Below are 19,439 nucleotides of genomic sequence, written 5' to 3' on the forward strand. Positions count from 1 at the left end.
GCTCACCACCCCATTTCCATGAAAAATAGCGCTGCCACGGCATCAAGCAAAATCACCACAAAGATCGAATGCACCACACTGGTGGTGGTATGAACCCCGACTGATTCAGCACTACCGGTTACTTTGAACCCCTCCAGACAGCCAATAATAGCAATCAGGAAAGCAAAAATAGGGGCTTTACTTATTCCCACCAGAAAATGCTGCAACCCATTACTGTTTTGCATAATCGACAAAAACATAGTGGGAGAGATATCCAGTGTTAAGGCACACACCACCATGCCACCGAAAATACCGCAAACCATGCCAATAAAGGTTAGCATCGGCAGAGAGATCAATAGTGCCAAGACGCGCGGTAGCACCAACAGTTCGACCGGATTCAAGCCCAGTGTTTGGATAGCATCAATCTCTTCATTGGCTTTCATCAAGCCAATTTCAGCGGTAAAAGCACTGGCTGTTCGCCCTGCCATCAGGATCGCGGTAAGCAGTACCGCAAATTCACGTAGAAAAGAAAATACCACCAAATCGACGGTAAAAATGCCCGCGCCGAAAGTAGTGAGTACGGTTGCACCGAGAAAGGCGATAACTGCCCCCACCAAAAAGGTGAGCAACATAATGATCGGCACAGCATTGAGGCCAATCTGTTGAATATTGGCAATTAATGAGGTAATGCGCCAGCGGGAGGGGCGAAAAAGTGTTCCCAGCAAGGTTTCCAGCGCCAGACCAATAAAGCCCAATAGTGACTTAATATCTTGCCATAAGTTATCTACCGAACGGCCGGTATTAGCCAGCATCTCAAGCCAAAACCGTGTGGGTTTTTCAGACAACTCAGGGGTTAAGTCAGGCAATACATGGCTTACCGTTTCAAGTAATATCCTCCGCTCTTCTGGCAATTTAGGCGCAAGTTCGCGTAAATTTGCTACACGGTCCTCACCCAGAAGCAGAGCTAACAACGTTGCACCGGCGGTATCTAACGCCCCCAGTTGGTTGAGATCAAATACCCCCCCACTGGGCATATTAGCGCGCAATTGCGCAACGCGCGGCTCCAAAACGCAGTAATGCGCCAACACCCAGTCCCCCCGGATATAAACTCTGGGGGGCTGAGCCGCGCTATCGAGATCAAGTTGTGCGGGGGACGTTTGCTCAGTCATTGCTCAGACCTTACCTATTTCAAACTCTAATGTTTCAAACCCTAAATAGGTATATCACACAGTTAAGTAAGAGTAATGACTGTTTAATTAATGAAGTGTTAACCACACCCTAATCAGTGAGGTGTGGCACGCTGTTTGCCCAATTGCCGTATTTTCCTCTCTGGCAGGGTAAACCAAACGACTACCGCCAGCAGAATTAACAGTACGCTGGCAGTACCTAATACCAGACTATGTGAGGCAGAAAAGGCCAGTTTGGCGCTGCTCAGTAGATGCTCGTCCCCACCAAGGCTATTGACCACCTGAATGGTTTCACTGATAGAAGCACTGGCCTGTGTAACCAGATCAGCGGGTAAATCTGCCGGCACTGTTGCAAATAGTCGGTGGTGATAAACTTATCATCCCCTTTTGCTGATGGAGCTGCACATGAACCCATTCAAAGGCCGGCATTTTCAGCGTGACATCATTCTGTGGGCCGTACGCTGGTACTGCAAATACGGCATCAGTTACCGTGAGCTGCAGGAGATGCTGGCTGAACGCGGAGTGAATGTCGATCACTCCACGATTTACCGCTGGGTTCAGCGTTATGCGCCTGAAATGGAAAAACGGCTGCGCTGGTACTGGCGTAACCCTTCCGATCTTTGCCCGTGGCACATGGATGAAACCTACGTGAAGGTCAATGGCCGCTGGGCGTATCTGTACCGGGCCGTCGACAGCCGGGGCCGCACTGTCGATTTTTATCTCTCCTCCCGTCGTAACAGCAAAGCTGCATACCGGTTTCTGGGTAAAATCCTCAACAACGTGAAGAAGTGGCAGATCCCGCGATTCATCAACACGGATAAAGCGCCCGCCTATGGTCGCGCGCTTGCTCTGCTCAAACGCGAAGGCCGGTGCCCGTCTGACGTTGAACACCGACAGATTAAGTACCGGAACAACGTGATTGAATGCGATCATGGCAAACTGAAACGGATAATCGGCGCCACGCTGGGATTTAAATCCATGAAGACGGCTTACGCCACCATCAAAGGTATTGAGGTGATGCGTGCACTACGCAAAGGCCAGGCCTCAGCATTTTATTATGGTGATCCCCTGGGCGAAATGCGCCTGGTAAGCAGAGTTTTTGAAATGTAAGGCCTTTGAATAAGACAAAAGGCTGCCTCATCGCTAACTTTGCAACAGTGCCTTCCTGAATACTCCAAGCTCATTAATCAAGGTATCGTGCCTGAAAAACTAAGTACGGGGGCTATTCACTTCCACGAAACGGCAAAGAGCGACATTGCTCAAGCCTGTTGTGAGTTGTATCAGCAATCACCTGAAAATAGTCGCGTCATGGCACCGACCAAGTGACCTGCCCCCACGATTAGATACAACACTCAGTTAGTAACGTCGGAATCTTCATTCTCAGAATGACCCTTTCTCCAGCCCGCTGCAAATTCAGACGGTGTCTGATAATTCAGCGTGGAGTGCGGGCGGCATTCGTTATAATCCTGCCGCCAGTCATTAATAATTTTCCTGGCATGAACGATATCGCTGAACCAGTGCTCATTCAAACATTCATCGCGAAATCGTCCGTTAAAGCTCTCAATAAATCCGTTCTGCGTTGGCTTGCCCGGCTGGATTAAGCGCAACTCAACACCATGCTCAAAGGCCCATTGATCCAGTGCACGGCAAGTGAACTCCGGCCCCTGGTCAGTTCTTATCGTCGCCGGATAGCCTCGAAACAGTGCAATGCTGTCCAGAATACGCGTGACCTGAACGCCTGAAATCCCAAAGGCAACAGTGACCGTCAGGCATTCCTTTGTGAAATCATCGACGCAGGTAAGACACTTGATCCTGCGACCGGTGGAAAGTGCGTCCATGACGAAATCCATCGACCAGGTCAGATTGGGCGCCGCCGGACGGAGCAGCGGCAGACGTTCTGTTGCCAGCCCTTTACGACGTCTTCTGCGTTTTACGCTCAGGCCACTGAGGTGATAAAGCCGGTACACGCGCTTATGATTAACATGAAGCCCTTCACGGCGCAGCAACTGCCAAATACGACGGTAGCCAAAACGCCTGCGCTCCAGTGCCAGCTCAGTGATGCGCCCTGATAAATGCGCATCAGCAGCCGGACGGTGAGCCTCATAGCGGCAGGTCGACAGGGATAAACCTGTAAGCCTGCAGGCACGACGTTGCGACAGACCGGTCGCATCACACATCAACATCACGGCTTCCCGCTTCTGGTCTGTCGTCAGTACTTTCGCCCAAGAGCCACCTGAAGCGCCTCTTTATCCAGCATGGCTTCGGCAAGCAGCTTCTTGAGTCTGGCGTTCTCTTCCTCAAGCGACTTCAGGCGCTTAACTTCAGGCACCTCCATACCGCCATACTTCTTACGCCAGGTGTAAAACGTGGCATCGGAAATGGCATGCTTGCGGCAGAGTTCACGGGCGGGTACCCCAGCTTCGGCTTCGGCTTCGCGGAGAATACTGATGATCTGTTCGTCGGAAAAACGCTTCTTCATGGGGATGTCCTCATGTGGCTTATGAAGACATTACTAACATCGGGGTGTACTAATCAACGGGGAGCAGGTCACTATTGCCTTCTTTTATGAATTTTACTCAGAAGAAGTTAACCTTTAATCCACGCTAAATCAATTGCTTCCAAGCGTACATCATTTCGCTAAGTAAGCGCTCTAGCGGTTTCGCGCCCGCAAGACCGTGGTTAAAAACTTAATAAGAAATACTAAACGTTAAATCAGCTTATACTGTTGATGGATAGTGCAGGTGTTTGGGAGATTTATTCGTGGATTAACTAAAACCTGCAATTCAGTAACAGCCAAAGTCAATGTCCGTTTTTGGCACAAAGCCGAGATCCGACGAAGTGGTACTTTCCGTGAAAGTTGTGGTGCGATTAATTTGCAACACGTGGTAAGGAGCGGTTGCAATGTGGTGGTAAATTAAGTGCAATTAATCAAGAAGGTGAATCAATGAGTGAACAACTGAACTGTCAAAGCCGCATGGATGCGGCGACAACTCTGTACTTGCCGCAAATAACTATCCCCGTCCTGCTAAACCAATGACGTAACTCCTATCTCTCCCGACTTGTTGGAACAAGTCGCACTCACAAGGTGCAATTAAACACTGAACAAAAATTCATGGATGAATGGTTACCGCCGAAGGACTCGGCGCAAATAAAAAACGTACATACCATTATACACAGTATGTACGTTTGAAATGAAAGCCGCTGACGTTATATGTAAAGCCCTGTCACTCACTCACACGCGAATAGACACTGTTTTTACTATATACTCCGCAGGGGCGTTTTATTTTATTTCGACAGATATTTAATATTAGACTCTATCAAATAAGTAAGCCTACGGCCATTTCTAACCGTCAGCAGTATAATCACCACAAAAATTACGGCAAGTATAAAAAATATTAGAGCAGTACTTTTTATAATATATTTAATATAATTGGATTTAAGATCATTTCCCGACTTCCAAGCAGAAAGAGGATTTGAAGCAAGCGCACCAGACTTGTAACCAATGTCATAAATATGGTAATCAATAGCTTTATAAAGTTGTGAATCAAACAGTGTGTTTTTGTCTTTGACACTATCCTCTTTATATTCAGGCATTAACAAAACCAAGTTTCCAAGATGATTTTTATAATTGCTATCAGATACTTTTTCAGCAGTAATTATTACACCTCTGAGTAACAGGCCATCGATATCTCCCAGTTTTTTTGCAGTAGCTGGTTTAGGATCTGCAAGTGCTTTTTCAACTGACTTTCTTAGTAAACTCCCTCTGTCTCCATAGATTTCATACAAAGAGTCCAAGTCTCCAGTTTTCATAGCAGTACTTATTTTGTCGGTATTGTATTTATAATTATGAGGCTCATCACCAAATGCAGCAATAAATAAATTAAACCCTACAAACAATACTATGCAACTTGTCATTATCTCAAGTTGTAAACCATTCCCATTAATAATTGCCCCTAGTATTACAATCAATATACATACACCCACACCAACTCTTCCATATATGGAAATAAATGATCCTATCGTATCAAAAGCATTTTCAGGAACTAACTCATTGGAGCGTAGAATGTTGAATATATCGTCAGAAACCTGTTTGACTTGCTCATCTACTGGCATGTCTGATGGAATACAAAACCATAATATTAGAAATATAATAGCGAAGATTAGAGATATAGCTAAGGTAAAATATATAGCTCTATCACGCTTCCGTCTAATAGCATTCTCAACATCATCATATGGATTACTTTGTCTGATTCTAGCCATAGCACATCCTCTAAATTTAACTATTATTTGGAAGACAGTTCTTTTGCTACCATAAAACGCTTCTCCTTCCATTGCGCTGCGCGAGCTTCAAGCTGGGTATGTTGCGTCTTGGCTCGGTCGTGGATTTTTTTAATTTCTCGACCGGCCTCATTGATCTGGTTTGATATGTAATCAATTGTCTCAACATCATATACAGTACGATTAGCTGTTTTGGCTACACGAATACTGCTCTCTTTTACTAACAAAGCTTGACGTCTGGCTTGTTGATTTACAGAATCACCAATTGCCTGAATCAGTAATGAGCTTTTATCACTCCTTTCGGCCTGGTCAATAATAAGATGGCTGCGTTTAGAAGATGGTATCGTTACTTTAATAATAGTTTCAAACTGGTCTACCATCGAGAGGTTATTGAACTTCATCATTTTCATCATCTTTAGGTCTTCAAATGCCTTTTGTTGTTCCGTGATCATGTCATTTCGACGTTTTGTTATGAGGGCGATTTGATGTTCAATATTCATTGCTTCCATGCTCAGCATGGTATTATCAGGCTGATTTTTTAGTTCCTTACGAATAGAAGCCTGAACTGTTTGTAACTTCTCCAGAATGTAATAGGCAGCTACAATGTTAACCCCTGTATTTTTTACACTAGTTAAAGCTTGGTCATACATTCCATCAATATTTTTATTCATTTCAAACAACCCCTCCGATATGCTTTCGATATCCGAGGTTAAAATATCGATTTGTCCTTTAACTAAATCAAATCTTGACATTGCACTAAAATGAAGACCGATGGCTTTCATTATGAAAGGCCCAACATACGGTATCCGTGACAGTTTCTTTTGAAGATAACTTGGTTCGACTGCATTACTGACTTCACGAGCCAGTGCAACAATCTCATTCAGAGTCTCTCCCTTCTTGCCCTGAGATGATGAGCTGACGCTGAGAAGGAGGTTATCAAGATAATTAATATCAGTAGTGTCCTCCAATCGTCCAAAGTTATGCGCGGCATCAATATCACCAATCTGGAAAGATCTGACTGCATCTTTTATTGATGATTCCATACTTACATCAACAGCATATTTATCAAATTCCTTAGCCACTTTGACATCTAATATATCAATACTATTTATGATCTTCATGTTATCTCACCTTATGTTCTTATTTAATTTATTGACCAGCTTCTTGAATTTTTCATGAGCCACTTCATCAATACCACTACAAACACCACTGGCGTTGATGTTCTTAGCCTGCCCTTCCCACATAGGTAATAAATTATCTTTAATATCTCGAAGGCTATCTTTTACATCGACAGCTGTTTCATAGCTCATTTGTGCTTGAACCTGACTTAGTTTTAAACCAACAAGAACTCCCTGAAAGTTATTAACTCTTATCCGTAGCCTGTTAATTGCCATATATTCATTGCTTGTGACACTATAGTCACACTCGTTCTTATTTTTCAGATATGACTCAACAACATCTATGAAAACCTCTAGCTGATGAATATCTTGCGCATAGATTGCCTCCAAACCCTTCGTGATTTCAGCATGAGCGGTTAGCATTTTGAAATGATCAGGTATCCGTTCGCATAGTTTCATAACTACTTTGTTATAAATATCTAGCTGGGCTTTCCGTAAGATTTCGGAACCTGTTAAATGATCGAACATCCGACGAAAAAGATTCTTTTTTCCCTTTGAGAAATTGACTTCCGCTTTTGTCATTGCGTCTATGAGATGGTAAATTTCATCTAAGAGCGACTTTTCAATATCACTCATCTTAACTGCTTCATCAATTGACATTTCATGCCCATTGATGTTGAGGACACATTTTTGATTTGAAATAAGCTCTGGCCCAAATCTATCGTAACTTAATGGGTCTTTAACAAAGGCTTCAACCATCTTAGTGGCATCACTGCTCATTTCAATTCTCCACAAATTTCGATAGAAAAAATTTACCATGTTCTCTTAAACTATCGAAATTCCTGACCATATAATGTCCGTTTTTCGGGGTCGTTTTGCGTTCAAAAAAAGTCGGAGAAAATTTGTCTGTCTATAAGATGGTGTAAACAAGTATAACTATGGTGGATTTCATGGTTAAATTTATACCCATTATGGTGGTAGCGGGCAGAACGCAGGCCAACTCTATTGCCAGGTTTCTACTGGATTCAGTGCTGGTGTGGTCATTATTGTGCTGGCTCAATACAATTATTCCATTCTATGTGCCGTTGGTAATAACCATTACAACATGCACAATTTATGCACGAGTTGGTTATAAAGTATTTTTCAAGCCGTTAACCTTCATGAAAACTAGAAGTTTTTATGTCGATGCTGAAAAACCAACAGTTCAACTCAATTACACATTAGCTGGTGGGCAGGCGAACCAATTTTTCACTTTAGCCCAAAAAACCACCAGCATCCATTTTGTTTACCTTTTCACCTGTCTCGTATACCTGTTTTTGGGTAAATCGCTCTCTAATTACGCAAAAAATATTAAGCGTGGTATATAACTCCATGAAACCGTTAATTATTGTTTTTATCATCTCTGCACTTTACCTCTCTTATCAGCTGATAAGGTCTCGTCGTCCAAAACATTGGTTGATAGTTTCCTCCTCATTGTCGCTTGCGGTTATTGTGTCCTTTCAGTTTCTCGGCGGTGTATTCCTGATCCCGACAGAATCCATGTACCCAACTATAAAACCTGGAGACTTGGTTATCGCTCAGCGTGTAGGTGGTTTATTCGATCATCGCGCTATTAGGCGTGGGGACGTACTCGTTTTTAACGCCCCTTCTGTTCCCGGCGTTTACTATGTCAAACGCGTATTAGGTATTCCTGGCGATACCGTCACATACAACGAAGAGAAAATCTTCTCGATAAACGGTAAACAAAACGGAAACCAGATTAAAAAAGATGGTTTTACTACTCAATACCAGGCAGATACCGACACTGCCGGTCAAAGTTATATCTTCCAGACAGATAACCGTATCGGCTACGTGAAAACGGGTAAGAAATGGATCATTCCCGAAGGATACTACTTTATGGCCGGTGATAACCGAGACCATTCGCTTGATTCCCGTTACTGGGACAATCCCCCTGGCACACCTAGGAACCTCAGAGGTCTCATTCCCCATGATAGTCTCGTAGGGCGAGTAAATTTCAGGATCGTCAATTTAGGCTTTCTGGCGCGTGGGGATTCAGGTGACCGTTCCATTAAACAACGACAGCAGCCGCATCAAAGGTAATCAGTCATGATGATCGAAACCTTTTACAAAACCAATAATGTGGAGGTCAGAAGCACTTACGAGGAGGTACTATCTGCCTACCAATTGTGGTTCAGGTTAACAAACCAGCTCTGTAACGATGAAGGATTCGAAGGTTTTACTGCTCATGATTTTTGTGTGCCTGATTTGTTTCTGCGATCAGTCGAATGCCATATCCAACGTGTGTCTGGTTTCCGTCAATTCAAAGAGCAATGCTTAATTAGCCCCGACAATACTATTCCTTTTGCCCTAAGAACAGACCATGAACATGGCTCTGCGCTATTCAATAGGTTTAATGATATATCGAAGTCTGCACTGACATCGCTGGGTATCGATCCAATACGCTTTGGTAACCCACCATTTGGTTTTGCGAAGGCTGTATTTTCGATTCTGAAAATTCACCATGAAGCAAAATTAAATGGATTAGTTGGGTACAGCCAGTTGTGGGCACTTGAAAACCAGTTCGACGAAATCCTGTTTGTTTGTTCTCTACCCGTAGCAGGCTGCGGGAGAATTCCATTTTATGAGGCTCCAGCCATCCCTCCTTACTGGATACCCATCACGGGAACTGAAGCCATCGACCTCTTTAATACCCACAACACCAAAATGAGGAAGAGAGAATGAAATCTATCACGACTGTTCTTTTATGCTTCCTTATCCTGGGTTGTGGAAGTCGGGATAAATTACCAATTCCCGCAACCAAGGCAATAAACGCGCTTCCAGATGCGATGGCAACCCTTTCTAATGCTGGTCTCTGGAATGAAAATGAACTTTCTGGCGCTGAATTCCTTGAAAACAGTGACAGAAGTATGATAGTTGCGAACTTAACGAGCGTTCCATGCAGAATGGTGTTCAGTTACGTCAAGACTTCAAATCATCCTTATTGGATGCCGAGCCAAATTGCTTGTGAGGGAGATGAGAATGATTAACTAGATACACTGATATGCTTCGTCAATCGCTACACGGTGGTATTCTGTTATACAGGCCTGTAAAGTGTATGAGGAAACCATGAACTCTCTACTCCAGCGTGTTGTGATTTACGCCATTGTGATTCTGATATGTAGCGTTTATTGCGTTCTGTACTTTGTGCCGCTCACTTCCATAAAGACGATCAACGCCATAGGCATTGCAAACTTAGTGGTACTGGCGTTACTCACATGGTTGTTAGTAAGACCACGGTTGTTCCAATTGTGGGGTGGGTATCTTGTACTGTCAGCAATTTATTTAGGTGCGATTTACCCTGATTTTCCATATGTTGAAGAAATCATCGTTTATACATTTGCCCTGATTTGTTTATCAGTCATGTTTTACGATGTATTCATTGATAACTGTAATGGGATACTGAGGCGCACCTTTCTTAGAATTAATTCTGAATGAATGGTGACCATATGGTTTTTAGAAAATTGGCAGCAAAAGGAATGTCCCGATGCGCCAAATTCCAGTGGTGCTTTTTCCTGCTAGCGTCATTAGCTTTATTCTTTCTACATGATGGCCCGTTGGTCATTGCGGGCCTCTTTATTACACAATTGTCTCTCCAGATGTCGATGACCCGTACAGGAAAGGAAGTCTTCGGCGTTATTTTTAATATCCAGTCATGGAGAAACAGTGGTGCTAGCCAGCAAACCTATTTTTTCCGGTGGTATATCGGCTTCCCGATTTCCTGCTTGCTATATATTCTTTCTCTTACTAATTATGTGTACGTTCCAGGCGATTTGTATTATCAGTTTATTGCAAGCAGTACTGATGACCTAGCACTCGTAATGAATCGTTTTGCTGTAGGCGTGAGTAACATACTCCCTGAAATCCTTCGAGGCGCATCTCTAACCCTTTCGATGATGATGTTTGTCGCAACATTGCTAAAAAATGTACAACTTGCTGAAGTACGTCGAATTTACTCCTCCATTCAGGATGGAAATGATTCCCAGAAAATTCTCTCGAATATGACATGGGAGCAATTCGAAAAGATTATAAGACTGCATTTCGAACTCAATGGCTACAAAGCAACTCTGACTAATACAGGAGCTGACGGCGGAGTCGACATTCTGCTGCAAAAAGATGGTCGCCGCGAAATGGTACAGTGCAAATTATGGAAAACCAGCAAAGTAGGAGTCTCGGTAGTCCGCGAAATTTACGGTGTAGTGCAAGCCAATGCATATGAGCGGGGTTATATCATCACCTCTGGGTTCTTTACTCAGGATGCATGGGAATTCGCTCTTAGCGCAAATGTTAAAGGAACATTATCGCTTATCGATGGTTCCAGACTTCTGAAAATAATCAAGGATAAAGAAATCCCCCCGCCTGCCACTGAGATAATAAATGTTGGTCCAGGTGAGAATCAAATATACGATCTTAATGTCATACCTAGGGAAGGTGCGAATAAGCAGGTCATTTCTTCCCAAGCTGACTCGCTGATTAAAATTTCGCGGATCTGGGCCGATTTTTTTCCCGCAAACACATCGAATCAGCCTATTTAGGCTATTTTTTCCACCATTTCTGGCGTTATTTCCGGTTTTTACTGAGATCTCTCCCACTGACGTATCATTTGGTCCACCCGAAACAGGTTGGCCAGGGTGAATAACATCGCCAGTTGGTTATCGTTTTTCAGCAGCCCCTTGTATCTGGCTTTCACGAAGCCGAACTGCCGCTTGATGATGCGAAACGGGTGCTCCACCTTGGCACGGATGCTGGCTTTCATGTATTCGATGTTGATGGCCGTTTTGTTCTTGCGCGGATGCTGCTTCAAGGTTTTTACCTTGCCGGGACGCTCGGCGATCAGCCAGTCCACATCCACCTCGGCCAGCTCCTCGCGCTGTGGCGCTCCTTGGTAGCCGGCATCGGCTGAGACAAATTGCTCCTCTCCATGAAGCAGATTACCCAGCTGATTGAGGTCATGCTCGTTGGCCGCGGTGGTGACTAGGCTGTGGGTCAGGCCACTCTTGGCATCGACACCAATGTGGGCCTTCATGCCAAAGTGCCACTGATTGCCTTTCTTGGTCTGATGCATCTCCGGATCGCGTTGCTGCTCTTTGTTCTTGGTAGAGCTGGGTGCCTCAATGATGGTGGCATCCACCAAAGTGCCTTGGGTCATCATGACGCCTGCTTCGGCCAGCCAGCGATTGATGGTCTTGAACAATTGACGGGCCAGTTGATGCTGCTCGAGCAGGTGGCGGAAATTCATGATGGTGGTGCGATCCGGCAGGGCGCTATCCAGGGATAATCGGGCAAACAGGCGCATGGAGGCGATTTCGTACAGGGCATCTTCCATGGCACCGTCGCTCAGGTTGTACCAATGCTGCATGCAGTGAATACGCAGCATGGTCTCCAGCGGATAGGGCCGTCGGCCATTGCCCGCCTTGGGATAAAACGGCTCGATGACAGCGGTCATATTCTGCCATGGCAGAATCTGCTCCATGCGGGAGAGGAAAATCTCTTTTCGGGTCTGACGGCGCTTAGTGCTGAATTCACTATCGGCGAAGGTGAGTTGATGGCTCATGATGTCCCTCTGGGATGCGCTCCGGATGAATATGATGATCTCATATCAGGAACTTGTTCGCACCTTCCCTAGCTGTCCCCGTTGCCATAGCAAAATGGTTAGAAGAATGTCGAATGGAAATTATTTCTATGGTTGCTCGGCTTACCCAATTTGTAAAGGAACCCGTAACCTCTAGAAATCTATTTTCAAGAAAACCATCTCATTTTGCGGTCGTTTTCAGGCCGCAAAATTTCGAGAGCTACCTCCCTCAAGATATAATCCGTTTATTATCGCGAGAGCATATTTTCCTAATCAATTCCGGGGCAACCATCTCACGCGATTATGGGGCTTTCCATATCATGCTCACTTTCATATACACCGTGAGTTGGGGCTTCGGCCAGAACGAATAGTGATCAACGAGGTTTTCAATGACGAGTGAAAAACGTGGCACAAGTGCTGAATACGGCCAGGAGAAATTACGCGAACGCGCAGCGCAGAATGCTGGAGATGAAACCCCCAGTGTTAAGGCGCGATTTTCTAAAAAAACCTTGAGTATCCTGGTTGCCGGTATCTTTGCGGTAAGCACATTAGGCGCATTTATTTTAATGAATGGTAAACCAGACAAAGAACCGAACCTATCTATCGTCGAAGTTGCAAAGAGTGGGATCAGCGTTAACCCGGATATTGCAAAACAACATGGTATCGATGTGGATGACGATGACCTTGATACCTATGAGGCTGGGCCTCAGCCAACACTGACACTTCCTATCACAAATAATGAACAGGAACCCGCATCAGCGCCCCCTGATGATGATAAAAGTGAACCTACTGTCACAAAGCAAGATAGCGCCGGTGTTTCCCCTGCATCGTCTGATAATCTTGGCGATCAGATGCTAAAAATGGCCACAACCACGCCACCAGCTAACCCGGATGCAAATTCACCAGTTGTATCTAAGTCAGATCCTGCTACGCAGTCATTGGTTGACTCAATTAAGGCTGAACCTGGGTTTACTGACGGTAGCGAGGTTTCACAAAACGCAGAGCAACCTGGAACGGTTGAGATAACTCCTGCACAGGAAATCGCTAAAAAAGCACTATCTGGGGCCACTAGTGAAGCCCCGGCTTCAGCTCCAGTTACAGCAGAACCAAATCAACACGCTGCGGCGCAGACCAACCCGGTTCAAACACCGCCATCACCTACCACACGTGATATTGCAGGTGTTGAAAACATCACTAAAGATACCTCTGGCCATCAAATTGACCCAGCTGAGTTCGGTTATACGGAACCCACTAAAACTACTGCTACGTCAGACTATAAAGCAGCATCAGAAGGCTATACAGCCCAACAGTTTGTTGTTCAGGAGAAGAATGCGCTTACTGGCGCTGACCTGGACTATAGTGGGCACTTTAAAACTGTTGAATACAATTCGCAGGGACAAAATACGGTATTCGTTTATTCAACCTTTTCATCAAAAGTATTCTTGTTACCATCGAAAGGTAAGGTCAACGTATACCTTTCTGATGAAAAAGGTTGGTCAGTCTCACTCCTCCCAGGAAATATCCTGCGGGTACAGCGTTCTGAAAACAAGGGGGCATGGTCGCAGGCAACCGACCTCTTTGTACTCAATGGCGAAAACTCCTACTCGTTGATTCTTCAGGCTGTTGGCGATCCTGATAAACGAACCGATTCCCTCAAATTCACAAAAAAGGAACTTTCTAAGCAAACGGACAAGTTGGCCAAAAAATCCAAAGCCTGACTGTTGAATTGAAAATACGAGCGCATCTTTGGTGCGCTTTTTTTTCGGGAGAAGTTACATGACAGATTCATGCATCGACGGCTTAAGGCTGGTTTCGACCAGTTACCACATTGGTTTACCCTGGATTGAATGGTCAGAGGCGAGATCCTACATCGTATGCCGAGCACTGGTAGATCAGGGAGTAATTGCCGGAACTGCTACTATAGGAACACGTCGAAAAAAGGTCAAAGAACGCATCAATCCAGGAGATCGTGGGTTATACCAAGTCACTGAAACTCAGTACGGATGGATAGCACTTAAGGGTGGTGGCGTGATCGATCCCTGCGGCTTTCTTGGTAACTCTTTTTCCGGCCCGGAACCCCAGTTTTGTATCCTTGAGAATGATGAGTGCTATATCAGGGGTATAAATCCTGTTCAGTGCCCGAGAACTCACTTACCTGAACATCTTGTAAGTGATGAGTTATTCCCGCTAACACGCGGTGTTATGCGCGATACATGCAGCCGTCTGCTGGGTTACAGGTTGCATATACAGGGATTGACTATGTCAGAGGCAGCATACCTTCTGTCGAGACCGCTTACCGATTTTGACCGGTACAGCCGCCTGGTATATGAATACTTTATTAAAATGGGACTAAGCAGCATTATGCCATTAAGCAACATCAAAATGCTGCATCCGAATTTAGCCCGTAAAGGTTGGCGTTCATTTTATAACGACCTGGATATGGACGAACTTGAAGCGTTTCTTAAATGATAAAATCAGGGTTCATCCCGAACCCTGATTAAAATTCAATAATTAGGTATGTAATCCACACCACCAGTCCAACGAGATTCCCAGTGGGCCAGATACAGCGCTGTAACATCTGGTGCGTTATAAAGTACAAGGCTATTTTCACTATTTTTATTGAAAGCCGAACTTGAGTAATTATAACTACCGGTTTCAACAGATATCCTATCAACACACAAATACTTATCATGGTGCAGAAGAAATTGATCATTCGTCCGTAACGGAATGCCCGCGTTAACTACTGTATTCATAGTCGAGACTGCATATCGGTTATTATTTTGCCCTTTGTCAACTACGATCCTGACATCTACTCCCCTTCGGTGAGCATTAATTAATGCTTTCGCAATTACGGGTGACGTAAAAGAGTATGCCGCCATACGGATTTCCTGCTGAGCTGAATTGATCAGATCCAGTATTGCTTTCTGTGCAGACCCTTCAGGTGAAAATCCGACAACGACTCTAACGCCACCAGCCGGTAGCATTACTTCTGTTGGATTATCAGCCTGTGCAAAAGTAGAAAAAAATAATAATCCCAACGATGTCAACGTACTGACCAACACCTCTGATTTCAACATATCCACCTCGTTTAAATGTGACACTAGTAAAGTTGGCTTTCATACTCAAAAAGAAGTTTTCATCCAGATTTTCATATATGTTAATAGACACGGATAAATGTCACCTTATATCACACATTGCTATTGTATAACGCCCTGCTTTAACAATGAAATCAAACAAAACAAATTTTATATTAATAAAGTTCCCGGCTCAAACTCGTTAAATAGCTGGAGAACATCCAAAGATCGAAATTATTAAAACTCGTTATTAAGGATGTTTAAATGAACGCTATCAAATTTGAGAAGTTTAAAACCCCGCTGGTGATCACCGGCATTCTGATTCTTGCCATTGTTACCGCTCACGCTTCTGGTTCAACCCAGGCAGGTTTTGACGATGTATGGCTCAAAATCTCTGATTACATGCAGGGTTCTCTGGGTAAGGTGCTGATCGGTCTTATCGTTCTGGTTGGTCTCGCAGCTGCTGTTGTACGTCAGAGTCTGATGTCACTGGCGGTTGCTGTTGGTGGTGCGATCTCCCTGTACTACTCACCGGACATTATCAATGGCATGATGGCCGCATCCCACGCAGTGCAAACCACTTTACCGGCATTCATGTAACCATCATGGATGTAAAAAAAACCGGCTCTGGCCGGTTTTTTTACATCTTCATATTTTATTTCCCGCCCATAGAAAATTCCATAATCCGATGTAAAGAACTATCCAGACCGCAACGATAACCCGGAACCGACGTTGGTAAGCACTGCGTGTTTTGTGTTTAAACATTCGTTGAGCAATGAAACAACCTGGCCACCCGCCCAGCACAATGAGCGCATCCAGCGTCAGTTCATCCACACGGTACTCGCCAGCAGTCGCGGCCTTTTTATCTTTGTAATAGATGTAAATCGAAATCAGACTCCAGATTGACATCCAGACAAAGGACGATAAATAAAACATAGATTACCTCCTGTTGAGGGCCGCAGTAATAGTTTGATGGTACTATCTTATTGTATTACTCATGAACAGATAAATTTGTATTCTTAAAAATGGGTACAATTTGCCCCCATTTTTAAATCATTCGCGCCGTGTCAAAAGGTACTATGAAACGATATCTAACATAAAGGTAATTCTGATGCCGGTAACTGATGAACAGAACGTGATCATAGGTTTCAAACCTACACCTGGCAGTATTGTTTCAGTACAGGCATACGCGGGGTCTGGTAAGACCTTTACACTAAAAGAATTCGCGGATGCAAACCCCTCACTCAAAATTCTCTATATCGTTTTTAATAAAGCTATTAAAGATGATGCAAAAAAGAAATTCCCAAAAAACGTCGAGTGTAAAACATCTCATGGTTTGGCCGTGACCCGGTACAAACACTTTGCTCATAAATACAGACAGTTTATATCCGTGAGCGAATACCGCGCAATGATGGGTGAAGATGACTGGAGAGTGGTTAAGCTTGCAATAAATGGGCTTACCCATTTCATGAATTCAGATGAACACGAAATTACTACTGAACACGTACTTAAAGACTTAAGTAAAACCGATAAAATATCTCAAAGCAGGTTGGATCAAGCGCTACGTGCAGCAAAACGTACATGGCAAATGCAATCTGACCCACTCAACGATGCCTATTGCTCACCGAATACCATCCTCAAGTTGTTCCAGTTATCGAACCCAGCCCTAGACCAGTTCTACAATGTCATTCTCTTCGACGAATCGCAGGACGCAAATCCGGTAACGATCGATATCGTTCTTAGAAACAACTGCTGCAAAGTTTTTGTCGGCGACCAGCACCAAGTGATAAACCGCTGGCGCGGTGCGGAAAACGCCCTTGAGATTGTTGAAGACCACGGGGCTCAGGTTATGCGCCTGACTAAGTCATTCCGGTTTGGGCCTCTTGTTGCAGCACTGGCCAACGTTGTGCTGTCAATGAAGGGTGAAACGTTCCCCTTGGTAGGCCTGGGTAGTCTTGATGCTATCGTTGAGCCATCGGCGATACAGGATCAAAACTTTTACGCCATCATCAGCCGCACCTACATGGGAGTCATACAATCTGCCTACGAGTCGATTATGTGGGGCAAACGGGTGATGTGGAATGGAGGTATTTCAAAATACCGTCTCGACGAGCTCCTTGATTTACATGCGCTAAAAACAGGTAACATTGCTGCTATTAAAAATAACCGTATCACTACGGAATACGGGAACTGGGCAAATTTTTTAGAGATCGCAGAAACCACCAAGGACGTGGACATGGTGCGGGCGATTAAGTTAATGGAAGTCTATGCTGATATCCCCGGGATGGTTGAGACCATGAGGATGAATGAAGCCAGAACAGAAAAGGAAGCTGATTTAATTGTTACCACAGCCCATACCTCGAAGGGAAAGGAATTTGACCATGTCATCATCAATGACGACTTCCCATCCATTATAGAAGCCGTTGTGATGAAGAAGCCACGGGAAGTAATTATTGACGAACTTAATCTGCTGTACGTAACTATTACCAGAACCAAGAAATCTGTAAACATCAATACTTCGTTAATGGAGCTATTAGAAGAATACCGAAGTCGTATTGAGCGAAATGTTTCAGTAGTGATAATCTGACAAAAAAAGCCCTGGTTAATTCAGGGCTCTTTTTTATTTCTATTTATCTTGTTGAGCTGGTGAGGCTTCGCCTGATGTGTCTCTCTGAGAATCGACAACCATAGACTGGATCACTTCAACGAATTTTGAGAAGGGCTGTGCGCCTACAACAGAGACTTCTTTACCGGTGACATTATCACGCACAATCGTGGTTGGTGTACCATCAACACCGGCAGCTGAACCGGCCTCCATATCCTGCTTAATGCGCTTAATCACTTCAGTACTGCCCATACAGGTATCAAATTTCGCCTGGTCTACCTCAAACAGTGCTGGGATGCTGTCCGCATCCTTAAAACCTTTACCGTTTGTTTCAGTATGGTTAAACCAATAATCAGTAACGGCCCAGAAAGCACTCGGCCCTTTCTGCTCCGCAATACACTCAGCAACAGCTGCGCCCTTCGATGCGACCGGCTCATGGAATGACATAGGGTAATGACGCCATTCCCAGTTAACAGCCCCGGCTGTCGCGGTATCAACGATATACTTCGGCGTTTCTTTGAAGCGTTTGCAGAATGGACACTCCAGATCTTCATAGTTGATCAACGAAAACCGAGCGCCAGGCTCGCCATAGATATAACGGCCATCAGTATTTTTATTTGCTTTGTCCCAGCCTTTATAGAGTGCCTTTCGTTCTTCCGCGAGCTTTTGGTCGGCGATAGACTTAAGAGCACCCTTTACTTCGTCCTGAATATTTCCGTTCACTCCCTGTTGAACTGCGGGGTTCTTGGCCAGCGATGTACTAATTTTATCCAGCAGTTGATTGGTCATCACCTGGGTTTTGTACGAGATAAAACTAATTACCATCAACCAAACCATTCCGATTACAACAACGATTCCCCCGGCCCAGGCAAAAATTGTTTTATTTCCAGAACTGCACTTTTCATTTCTTTGCTTATCCATTGTACCCTCGCATTTTGATGGATTAGGACTTAGGTTGTTGGTTATCGATCTGCATCTGAATTCGATATTTCCGCAGCTCTTCCGGTTCACCACTGGAAAGCACATTTAATTCGTGGGCACTTAACCGATAGCCAGGTGTTGAGCAGTATTTATCTTTGATACGGAGGTATTCAGCCCTACTGGCGTTCTGTGTGTTATTAGGAAGGAGAAAGGTATTTTCCCCGCAAAATGCTGGGGTCTGTGTGAACGTGCCACGCGGCCCATTGGCATACTTTGTGTTTGCCACTGAAGTGAGCAAGACCTGGGTGTAATTGTCATGTGCCACATATCGCTTCCCGGATGGATCATTGATGGCATACGGACTCACGAGCGTATGCTCATACCCAGGGTAACGTATAGCCGCGCCACCGCGTTCTGTACCACGCCAGGATTCGGAGTACTGATACTGGTAGGGGTACTCGGCCCTGGCGGGGAGATTGCGCGTTTCGTCGAGGTAAGTACGTTGTGGCTTACCTGTCCCACTGCAACCGCTGGTGATTACGCCGGTAATAACCACCAGCAGGGGCAAAACAATTTTATTCGCCAATTTCATTGCTTAGTCTCCAATTGGATAGCAACGTCATTATCTTAATTTCTCACCCTTGACGT

22 protein-coding genes are annotated in these 19,439 nt (G+C 44.6%); 11 read left to right on the forward strand and 11 right to left on the reverse strand.

What is annotated here, in order from left to right; genetic code table 11:
- Nucleotides 1–2: 2 nt before the first annotated feature.
- Together HV314_RS26430 and HV314_RS26435 are read right to left on the reverse strand one after the other, a co-directional pair.
- Complete coding sequence (locus HV314_RS26430; RefSeq protein WP_001325018.1) at nucleotides 3–1,148, reverse strand: MlaE family ABC transporter permease; 1,146 nt, start codon at nucleotides 1,146–1,148, stop codon at nucleotides 3–5.
- Nucleotides 1,149–1,261: 113 nt separating this feature from the next.
- The gene (locus tag HV314_RS26435; protein WP_001515736.1) at nucleotides 1,262–1,513 is read right to left on the reverse strand and encodes a hypothetical protein; all 252 of its coding nucleotides are present in this window, start codon (nucleotides 1,511–1,513) and stop codon (nucleotides 1,262–1,264) included.
- A gap of 58 nt (nucleotides 1,514–1,571) precedes the next feature.
- Here HV314_RS26435 and HV314_RS26440 point away from each other — a divergent pair, with 58 nt between their 5' ends.
- Nucleotides 1,572–2,276: an IS6-like element IS26 family transposase gene (locus tag HV314_RS26440; RefSeq protein WP_001067855.1), complete on the forward strand. Its 705-nt coding sequence runs from the start codon at nucleotides 1,572–1,574 to the stop codon at nucleotides 2,274–2,276.
- Between the two features lie 242 nt (nucleotides 2,277–2,518).
- Here the strand turns inward: HV314_RS26440 and HV314_RS26445 are convergent.
- The 4 genes from HV314_RS26445 to HV314_RS26460 all read right to left on the reverse strand — a co-directional run bounded on the left by HV314_RS26445 (nucleotide 2,519) and on the right by HV314_RS26460 (nucleotide 7,342).
- Nucleotides 2,519–3,645 (reverse strand): IS3-like element ISSen4 family transposase gene (locus tag HV314_RS26445; RefSeq protein ID WP_085954994.1). Its coding sequence is split into 2 segments (ribosomal slippage): nucleotides 2,519–3,381 and nucleotides 3,381–3,645, totalling 1,128 coding nucleotides; the frame shifts between segments, so codons are not numbered across the junction.
- A gap of 806 nt (nucleotides 3,646–4,451) precedes the next feature.
- Nucleotides 4,452–5,426, reverse strand: coding sequence for a hypothetical protein (locus HV314_RS26450; RefSeq protein ID WP_016241600.1), 975 nt, complete (start codon nucleotides 5,424–5,426; stop codon nucleotides 4,452–4,454).
- Nucleotides 5,427–5,449: 23 nt separating this feature from the next.
- Nucleotides 5,450–6,565, reverse strand: coding sequence for a toxic anion resistance protein (locus HV314_RS26455; RefSeq protein WP_016241599.1), 1,116 nt, complete (start codon nucleotides 6,563–6,565; stop codon nucleotides 5,450–5,452).
- 6 nt (nucleotides 6,566–6,571) lie between these two features.
- Nucleotides 6,572–7,342, reverse strand: a complete 771-nt coding sequence (locus HV314_RS26460; protein ID WP_016241598.1) for a hypothetical protein — start codon at nucleotides 7,340–7,342, stop codon at nucleotides 6,572–6,574.
- A 170-nt stretch (nucleotides 7,343–7,512) separates the two neighbouring features.
- Between HV314_RS26460 and HV314_RS26465 the strand changes: the two genes are divergently transcribed.
- The 5 genes from HV314_RS26465 to HV314_RS26485 all read left to right on the forward strand — a co-directional run bounded on the left by HV314_RS26465 (nucleotide 7,513) and on the right by HV314_RS26485 (nucleotide 11,154).
- A complete protein-coding gene (locus HV314_RS26465) occupies nucleotides 7,513–7,929 on the forward strand; it encodes a hypothetical protein (protein WP_016241597.1) in 417 nt (138 codons plus the stop codon).
- Nucleotides 7,930–7,933: 4 nt separating this feature from the next.
- Nucleotides 7,934–8,662, forward strand: coding sequence for a signal peptidase I (gene lepB / locus HV314_RS26470; protein WP_007372211.1), 729 nt, complete (start codon nucleotides 7,934–7,936; stop codon nucleotides 8,660–8,662).
- Nucleotides 8,663–8,668: 6 nt separating this feature from the next.
- Complete coding sequence (locus HV314_RS26475; protein WP_016241596.1) at nucleotides 8,669–9,304, forward strand: hypothetical protein; 636 nt, start codon at nucleotides 8,669–8,671, stop codon at nucleotides 9,302–9,304.
- The gene (locus tag HV314_RS26480) at nucleotides 9,301–9,609 is read left to right on the forward strand and encodes a hypothetical protein (protein ID WP_016241595.1); all 309 of its coding nucleotides are present in this window, start codon (nucleotides 9,301–9,303) and stop codon (nucleotides 9,607–9,609) included. Before HV314_RS26475 ends, HV314_RS26480 begins: the two co-directional genes overlap by 4 nt.
- Before the next feature lie 459 nt (nucleotides 9,610–10,068).
- Entirely contained in the window at nucleotides 10,069–11,154 is a 1,086-nt protein-coding gene (locus tag HV314_RS26485; RefSeq protein WP_326928859.1) for a restriction endonuclease, read from the forward strand.
- A gap of 38 nt (nucleotides 11,155–11,192) precedes the next feature.
- Here HV314_RS26485 and HV314_RS26490 read toward each other — a convergent pair whose 3' ends face one another.
- Nucleotides 11,193–12,173: an IS5-like element ISKpn26 family transposase gene (locus tag HV314_RS26490; protein WP_000019441.1), complete on the reverse strand. Its 981-nt coding sequence runs from the start codon at nucleotides 12,171–12,173 to the stop codon at nucleotides 11,193–11,195.
- A 106-nt stretch (nucleotides 12,174–12,279) separates the two neighbouring features.
- Between HV314_RS26490 and HV314_RS27505 the strand changes: the two genes are divergently transcribed.
- The 3 genes from HV314_RS27505 to HV314_RS27510 all read left to right on the forward strand — a co-directional run bounded on the left by HV314_RS27505 (nucleotide 12,280) and on the right by HV314_RS27510 (nucleotide 14,660).
- Nucleotides 12,280–12,348 carry a hypothetical protein gene (locus HV314_RS27505; RefSeq protein WP_240935396.1) on the forward strand — a complete coding sequence of 23 codons (69 nt, stop codon included), beginning with the start codon at nucleotides 12,280–12,282 and terminating at the stop codon, nucleotides 12,346–12,348.
- A 232-nt stretch (nucleotides 12,349–12,580) separates the two neighbouring features.
- Nucleotides 12,581–13,909, forward strand: a complete 1,329-nt coding sequence (locus HV314_RS26500; protein WP_181548139.1) for a hypothetical protein — start codon at nucleotides 12,581–12,583, stop codon at nucleotides 13,907–13,909.
- A gap of 58 nt (nucleotides 13,910–13,967) precedes the next feature.
- On the forward strand, nucleotides 13,968–14,660 hold the full coding sequence (locus HV314_RS27510; RefSeq protein WP_016241592.1) for a hypothetical protein: 693 nt from the start codon (nucleotides 13,968–13,970) through the stop codon (nucleotides 14,658–14,660).
- A 35-nt stretch (nucleotides 14,661–14,695) separates the two neighbouring features.
- Here HV314_RS27510 and HV314_RS26510 read toward each other — a convergent pair whose 3' ends face one another.
- Entirely contained in the window at nucleotides 14,696–15,268 is a 573-nt protein-coding gene (locus HV314_RS26510; protein WP_016241591.1) for a phospholipase D family nuclease, read from the reverse strand.
- A 261-nt stretch (nucleotides 15,269–15,529) separates the two neighbouring features.
- Here HV314_RS26510 and traA point away from each other — a divergent pair, with 261 nt between their 5' ends.
- Nucleotides 15,530–15,865 carry a TraA family conjugative transfer protein gene (traA, locus tag HV314_RS26515; protein ID WP_007372215.1) on the forward strand — a complete coding sequence of 112 codons (336 nt, stop codon included), beginning with the start codon at nucleotides 15,530–15,532 and terminating at the stop codon, nucleotides 15,863–15,865.
- Between the two features lie 48 nt (nucleotides 15,866–15,913).
- On the opposite strand, the gene HV314_RS26520 is transcribed toward traA, so the two are convergent.
- Nucleotides 15,914–16,201, reverse strand: coding sequence for a DUF1294 domain-containing protein (locus tag HV314_RS26520; protein ID WP_007372216.1), 288 nt, complete (start codon nucleotides 16,199–16,201; stop codon nucleotides 15,914–15,916).
- Between the two features lie 175 nt (nucleotides 16,202–16,376).
- Here HV314_RS26520 and HV314_RS26525 point away from each other — a divergent pair, with 175 nt between their 5' ends.
- Entirely contained in the window at nucleotides 16,377–17,852 is a 1,476-nt protein-coding gene (locus tag HV314_RS26525) for a UvrD-helicase domain-containing protein (RefSeq protein ID WP_007372217.1), read from the forward strand.
- 39 nt (nucleotides 17,853–17,891) lie between these two features.
- Here the strand turns inward: HV314_RS26525 and HV314_RS26530 are convergent, their stop codons facing one another.
- Together HV314_RS26530 and HV314_RS26535 are read right to left on the reverse strand one after the other, a co-directional pair.
- Nucleotides 17,892–18,791: a DsbA family protein gene (locus tag HV314_RS26530; RefSeq protein ID WP_016241590.1), complete on the reverse strand. Its 900-nt coding sequence runs from the start codon at nucleotides 18,789–18,791 to the stop codon at nucleotides 17,892–17,894.
- 22 nt (nucleotides 18,792–18,813) lie between these two features.
- A complete protein-coding gene (locus HV314_RS26535; RefSeq protein ID WP_016241589.1) occupies nucleotides 18,814–19,383 on the reverse strand; it encodes a hypothetical protein in 570 nt (189 codons plus the stop codon).
- Nucleotides 19,384–19,439: the final 56 nt, after the last annotated feature.

The organism is Citrobacter sp. RHBSTW-00887 (genome assembly GCF_013728095.1).
GTDB lineage: Bacteria > Pseudomonadota > Gammaproteobacteria > Enterobacterales > Enterobacteriaceae > Citrobacter > Citrobacter braakii.

Excerpts from the sequence above, each read along its gene's own strand:
- HV314_RS26430 (WP_001325018.1), bottom strand. The coding sequence starts at position 1,148 with ATGACTGAGCAAACGTCCCCCGCACAACTTGATCTCGATAGCGCGGCT.
- HV314_RS26440 (WP_001067855.1), top strand. The coding sequence starts at position 1,572 with ATGAACCCATTCAAAGGCCGGCATTTTCAGCGTGACATCATTCTGTGG.
- HV314_RS26450 (WP_016241600.1), bottom strand. The coding sequence starts at position 5,426 with ATGGCTAGAATCAGACAAAGTAATCCATATGATGATGTTGAGAATGCT.
- HV314_RS26455 (WP_016241599.1), bottom strand. The coding sequence starts at position 6,565 with ATGAAGATCATAAATAGTATTGATATATTAGATGTCAAAGTGGCTAAG.
- HV314_RS26460 (WP_016241598.1), bottom strand. The coding sequence starts at position 7,342 with ATGAGCAGTGATGCCACTAAGATGGTTGAAGCCTTTGTTAAAGACCCA.
- HV314_RS26465 (WP_016241597.1), top strand. The coding sequence starts at position 7,513 with ATGGTTAAATTTATACCCATTATGGTGGTAGCGGGCAGAACGCAGGCC.
- lepB (WP_007372211.1), top strand. The coding sequence starts at position 7,934 with ATGAAACCGTTAATTATTGTTTTTATCATCTCTGCACTTTACCTCTCT.
- HV314_RS26475 (WP_016241596.1), top strand. The coding sequence starts at position 8,669 with ATGATGATCGAAACCTTTTACAAAACCAATAATGTGGAGGTCAGAAGC.
- HV314_RS26480 (WP_016241595.1), top strand. The coding sequence starts at position 9,301 with ATGAAATCTATCACGACTGTTCTTTTATGCTTCCTTATCCTGGGTTGT.
- HV314_RS26485 (WP_326928859.1), top strand. The coding sequence starts at position 10,069 with ATGGTTTTTAGAAAATTGGCAGCAAAAGGAATGTCCCGATGCGCCAAA.
- HV314_RS26490 (WP_000019441.1), bottom strand. The coding sequence starts at position 12,173 with ATGAGCCATCAACTCACCTTCGCCGATAGTGAATTCAGCACTAAGCGC.
- HV314_RS26500 (WP_181548139.1), top strand. The coding sequence starts at position 12,581 with ATGACGAGTGAAAAACGTGGCACAAGTGCTGAATACGGCCAGGAGAAA.
- HV314_RS27510 (WP_016241592.1), top strand. The coding sequence starts at position 13,968 with ATGACAGATTCATGCATCGACGGCTTAAGGCTGGTTTCGACCAGTTAC.
- HV314_RS26510 (WP_016241591.1), bottom strand. The coding sequence starts at position 15,268 with ATGTTGAAATCAGAGGTGTTGGTCAGTACGTTGACATCGTTGGGATTA.
- traA (WP_007372215.1), top strand. The coding sequence starts at position 15,530 with ATGAACGCTATCAAATTTGAGAAGTTTAAAACCCCGCTGGTGATCACC.
- HV314_RS26520 (WP_007372216.1), bottom strand. The coding sequence starts at position 16,201 with ATGTTTTATTTATCGTCCTTTGTCTGGATGTCAATCTGGAGTCTGATT.
- HV314_RS26525 (WP_007372217.1), top strand. The coding sequence starts at position 16,377 with ATGCCGGTAACTGATGAACAGAACGTGATCATAGGTTTCAAACCTACA.
- HV314_RS26530 (WP_016241590.1), bottom strand. The coding sequence starts at position 18,791 with ATGGATAAGCAAAGAAATGAAAAGTGCAGTTCTGGAAATAAAACAATT.
- HV314_RS26535 (WP_016241589.1), bottom strand. The coding sequence starts at position 19,383 with ATGAAATTGGCGAATAAAATTGTTTTGCCCCTGCTGGTGGTTATTACC.